The 4,657-nt window shown below is 63.3% G+C and carries 4 protein-coding genes; 3 read left to right on the top strand and 1 reads right to left on the bottom strand.

Features of this window, described 5'->3' with window-relative positions; translation table 11 throughout:
- From ABZ646_RS40445 to ABZ646_RS40435, 3 genes are all read left to right on the top strand, one after another.
- Window positions 1-614: tyrosine-type recombinase/integrase (locus ABZ646_RS40445; protein WP_360530928.1), on the top strand; the 614-nt coding region annotated here is incomplete at its 5' end.
- A gap of 183 nt (window positions 615-797) precedes the next feature.
- On the top strand, window positions 798-2,054 hold the full coding sequence (locus tag ABZ646_RS40440; protein ID WP_360530925.1) for an ISAs1 family transposase: 1,257 nt from the start codon (window positions 798-800) through the stop codon (window positions 2,052-2,054).
- A 187-nt stretch (window positions 2,055-2,241) separates the two neighbouring features.
- Window positions 2,242-2,853 (top strand): hypothetical protein, encoded by a 612-nt coding sequence (locus ABZ646_RS40435; RefSeq protein ID WP_360530922.1) that lies wholly within the window; start codon window positions 2,242-2,244, stop codon window positions 2,851-2,853.
- A gap of 425 nt (window positions 2,854-3,278) precedes the next feature.
- On the opposite strand, the gene ABZ646_RS40430 is transcribed toward ABZ646_RS40435, so the two are convergent.
- Window positions 3,279-4,436, bottom strand: a complete 1,158-nt coding sequence (locus tag ABZ646_RS40430) for a tyrosine-type recombinase/integrase (RefSeq protein WP_360530919.1) — start codon at window positions 4,434-4,436, stop codon at window positions 3,279-3,281.
- Window positions 4,437-4,657 lie beyond the last annotated feature (221 nt).

Here is a 4,657-nt window from a genome sequence, read left to right as displayed (position 1 = left end):
CCCCACCGCTGCTCGTGGAGGAACTGAGCGGGCGCGAGCGCGAGGTGCTGAGCAGGCTGGCGCAGCTGATGTCCACCCAGGAGATCGCCGCCGACTTGATGAGCGGCTGCGGCCTGCGCAACGGTGAAGCGGCCGCGGTGAACCTCAGCAACATCGTGGCCGACGACGTGTACCGGGTCTGTGAGCAGGTCATCATGGCCACCCGGGAGTACGGGCCGCTCAAACACCGGAAGCCGGGGGAGTACCGTGACGTTCCCCTGCCGGCCCGGGTCAGGGAGACGATCGAGTGGTATGCCGAGAAGCACGGAACGGTCGACGGCTACCTGCTGCGCCAGGCAACCGATCCCAGCAGGCCGTACCAGCACTACGCGATGGACAATCAATGGCGGCGGATCAGGGCGTCAGGCAAGGTAGACGTTCCTGAGGGGATGGTGCTCTACGGGAACCGTCACTTCTTCGCGTCGAACTGTCTCAAGAACGGCATTCCGATCACGGACGTTGCCGAGTGGATGGGCCACAAGAGCATCGACGTGACCTTCAAGATCTACCGGCATCTCATGCCGGGATCGATCAGCTCCGCGGCACAACTCCTCAACATGAACCTGGCTGCTTGAGCTTCGCGCTATGGAACAAGGAGCGGCTGTGGCAGGGCGCGTGCGTTCTCACGTGGCGAGATGGGCGACTCATGCTTGAACGTGCCGTGATGGCCTACCTGTTCATACTTGGATGTGGCGAGCGCGACCCCCGATGATCAAGGTTCTCGAAGCCTTTGATCACGAAACAGGGGTCGCGTTCGCATGTCATCCTCCCTGATCGACGTTCTCCAGCGCCACCGCGAAGACGTCGACCTACCGCACGTGCCTGCCGAGCAATCCGAACTCGCGGCACTGGTGGAGGTGTTGGAGCGGCTTCCCGATCCACGACGGGCGCAAGGCCGCCGCTACCGGCTGGGGTCACTGCTCGCACTGTGCCTGCTCGCCGTGCTCGGCGGTGCCACCACGCTGGCCGGCATTGCCCGCTATGCCAGCGATACCTCTCCCGGGGCGCGGGCGAGGATCGGACTGCGCCGTCCGCCATGCGCGACCACCCTGGGCCGTCTGCTGTCACGTCTGGACGGCGACGCTCTCGACGACGCCGTGGGCGCCTGGCCGGCCCGCCACGCCAGTGACCCGGCCGATGAAGGAGCCGCGGAGCTGGTGGGTATGGCCGTCGACGGCAAGGCCGTACGTGGCAGCCGCACCGGCGAGCAGACAGCCGTGCACCTCCTCGCCGCCGTCCTGCACGAGGGCCAGGCCGTCATCTCCCAGCGGCAGATCGCCGCGAAGAGTAACGAAATCTCAGCCTTCGCTCCGCTGTTGGAACGGTTTCACCTGCGCGGATATGTCATCACCGCCGACGCGATGCACACCCGGACCAGCCATGCCGCACACGTCAGCGTCCGGGGCGGGCACTACATCCTGGTTGTCAAGGGCAACCAGAAAAAGCTCCGCCGACAGCTGAGACATCTGCCCTGGCGTGAGGTCCCACTACAGCACCGCACCCGCGAACAGGGCCACGGCCGACGCGAGATCCGCCGACTCAAGGTCTGCACCGTCCAGCCCGGTCTCCTCTTCCCACACGCCGTGCAGGCCATCGAGGTCAAGCGCCGCCGCACCAGCCGCACGACAAACAGGACCACCATCAAGACGATCTACGCGGTCACCAGCCTCGCCCCCGAACAGACCACCCCGGAACGAATCGCCGAACTGATCCGTGGACACTGGCAGGTCGAGGCACTGCACCACGTGAGAGACGTGACCTTCGCCGAGGACGCCTCCCGCGTCCGCATCGGCACCGCGCCCGCGCGATGGCAACCCTCCGCAACCTCGCCATCGGCCTTATCCGCCGGGCCGGCTGGACGAACATCGCCGCCGCGACCGACCACTACCGGTCACGAACGGACCACGCTCTCCAACTACTCGCTCTTGAAGCCTGAGAACCCGTCAACCCTGCTCCTCGACCCCGCCGACATCGCTCAGCTCCAGCACCGCAACGAGCACGAGATCGCTGCATGAGTGGTGCGGAATGCTGGCCCCGCGTCTCCTGTGGGCTTAACCTGCGGCCATGTGGGGGCAGGGATCTTCATGGACCAAGAACAAGGCATCTCTCGCAGTGCAACGTCGCCGGCTCGACCGACACATGCGTCGTTCGCGGCGAAAGCTGCCACCCGACCCGATGGAGCCTTGGCTTGCCCGGCGCCGCATGCGGTTGGGGCTGGGGATCGTGGGCGCGGCATGGGCCACGGTCGTCCTCACAGATGCGGGGCTGATCCGAACCCATGTGTTGAAGGAGACGGACACCGGGATCGCCACCGGGGCCGGATTCGTAGCTGGAGTGCTGGCATACCTGATCTGGCTCGGGGACGCGGGCACGGCGCACGTCTCCACCGTCGAGGGGAGACCAGTCGTGTCTGCCCGCACGCTCACCGGCGTCCGCACGATTGAACTGGACGCACTGGCCAGTGTCCGCCGGTTCGCTGCGATCGGCCGATACGGCGGCACAATCGATGAGTTGCGCCTGCGGGACCGGCACGGGCTGCGCTTGACGATCGGTCATGACACGCGGGCGGAGGACTCCATACGCCGCGCCGTCGTGAGGGCGGAAGCCCAACCCTCCAGCGCATCGGTCAAGGTGACCAGGCACGCCCGTAGCCGCCTGGGCCTGGATCCGCGATCATCCGTTCCCCCCTTCGTGCACTTGTTCTTCGGCGTGTGGGTCATGCTTGCGGAGCTCCTGCTGCCCGCGCTGGGCAGCTACACCGTCGCCTGTTTCCTGGCGGGAACCAGCGCATGGGCCTCGACACCTAGTCATTGACCGCAACCGACACCGAAGAGCATCCGCCTCGACCTGAACAGGCGCCCACGAAACTCCATCTCAGCACGTGAGAACGCATCACCCCTGGCGGCTGTGGGGGTAGCTGTGTAGCAGCGGTCCGTTGGGCGATGCCCTGCGGGTCGGTGGTCAGATCGAAAGGGCATTCGCTGCCAATCACCTGCAGTTTTCGATTTTGGATTCTTGCCACCGCGCTGTTGCCGTAGGGCGCTAGTGATTTGGCTGGGGAGAGGAGGTCGCGAATTGCTGGGGTGCAGTTGCATCGTGGTTCGTTTGTCCCGGGCAGCCCGAAGTGGTCGTCCGATTCGCCTGCCGCGTCGTGTCGGGAGGTGCCAGGCTGCCCCCGCCTCGTTGTGAGTCGCACGACTCGGGGAGGCCGGGACAACTGTTGCTCGTGTTTGCCGTGGTCAGGCTGCCAAGACGAGGTTTTGGTTGAGGACCTGGGCAGCTGAGCTGATCGATCCCGGCATGAGATGCCGGTAGATCTTGAAGGTGACATCGATGTTCCTGTGCCCCATCCACTCGGCGACATCGGTGATGGGGATCCCCTGAGTCAAGCAGTTGGAAGCGAAGAAGTGTCGAAGGCTGTAAAGCACCATCCCCTGGGGGACGTCAATCCGTTCCTGAACCTTAATGCGCCTCCATTGGTTGCTGAGGCTGTAATGTGGGAACGGTCGTGAGGGATCACTCGGGTGGCGCAGCAAATAGCCATCTGACGTTCCGTATTTCTGGGCGTACCACTCGATTGTCTCCCGAATAACGACTGGCAGTGGAACGTCACGGTACTCGTTAGACTTGCGGTGCTTCAGGGGCGCGTACTGGCCGGTCGTCTGGTTCACCTGCTCGCTGACCCGATAGACATCATCGGCCACCATATTACGGAGATTCACTGCAGCTGCCTCAGCATTGCGTAGGCCACAGCCGCTCATCAAGTCGGCGATCAGTCGGAATTGGTCGTTGCCAGCCGTGCGTATCATGCGTAGTTGCCCAGGAGACGGGATCACTGCGCGTTTGGGGTCGTAGAGTGGGGCCTTCACACCGGCGAGAGGGCTCTCATGGAACAGCCCAAGTCGATGGGCGTCGAGCAGGATTGCCTTGAGCTTGTCGAATGCGTTGGCCTGAGTTGCCAGACCGGCACCGTTTCGCTCCATGGCCTGGATGAAGCTCTCGACGACCTTGTGGTCAAACGTACTCATACGCCGACTGCCCAACAGGGGGAAGAGGTGCTGCTGCAACAATGAGTCAAGGTGACGCACCGAAGCTGGGCCCAGGTCCCGCTGGCCAGACTTCCACTCGACGGCGTATTCCTCGAAACGCATGGCCCCGTACTTTTGGATGCGTTCTGTTTTGGATAGAGATCTGTGTACGGAACGCTTCTCGTTGTAGATCTCCGCTAGACGACCGATCGCCTTTTCCTGAGTTGCAAACCCCGATTCCTGTACTTGCTTCCCGGCCGTAGATCGATAGCGGACCTTGTAGAGGTGGGGGCACTTCGACCATCGAGATTGCGGATGCTCGCATTCTTTGAAGAACGACCCCATCCCGCGAACCAGCGGAGTAGGCAAACGTGAATAATCCTTTCACTGTAGTGTATGTTGATCGAATCGCCTGGAACTGGAGTCCCTAATCGGTTCGGTGGCGCTTCAGTGGATACGTTGTTGTCGGATCCATGCCTCGACTTCCGAAACCCTGAATCGAATCTTTGCATTGGTGCCTGCCGCGAACCAGGACTCTCGGCGACGGCACCACGACCGGAGCATGGGGCACCGCTCCGGCTGGGGACATC

The organism is Streptomyces sp. NPDC007162 (assembly GCF_040634175.1).
In the GTDB taxonomy this organism is placed as follows: Bacteria; Actinomycetota; Actinomycetes; order Streptomycetales; family Streptomycetaceae; genus Streptomyces.
This window is presented reverse-complemented; position numbering and strand designations above follow the sequence as displayed.

Excerpts from the sequence above, each read along its gene's own strand:
- ABZ646_RS40440 (WP_360530925.1), top strand. The coding sequence starts at position 798 with ATGTCATCCTCCCTGATCGACGTTCTCCAGCGCCACCGCGAAGACGTC.
- ABZ646_RS40435 (WP_360530922.1), top strand. The coding sequence starts at position 2,242 with ATGCGGTTGGGGCTGGGGATCGTGGGCGCGGCATGGGCCACGGTCGTC.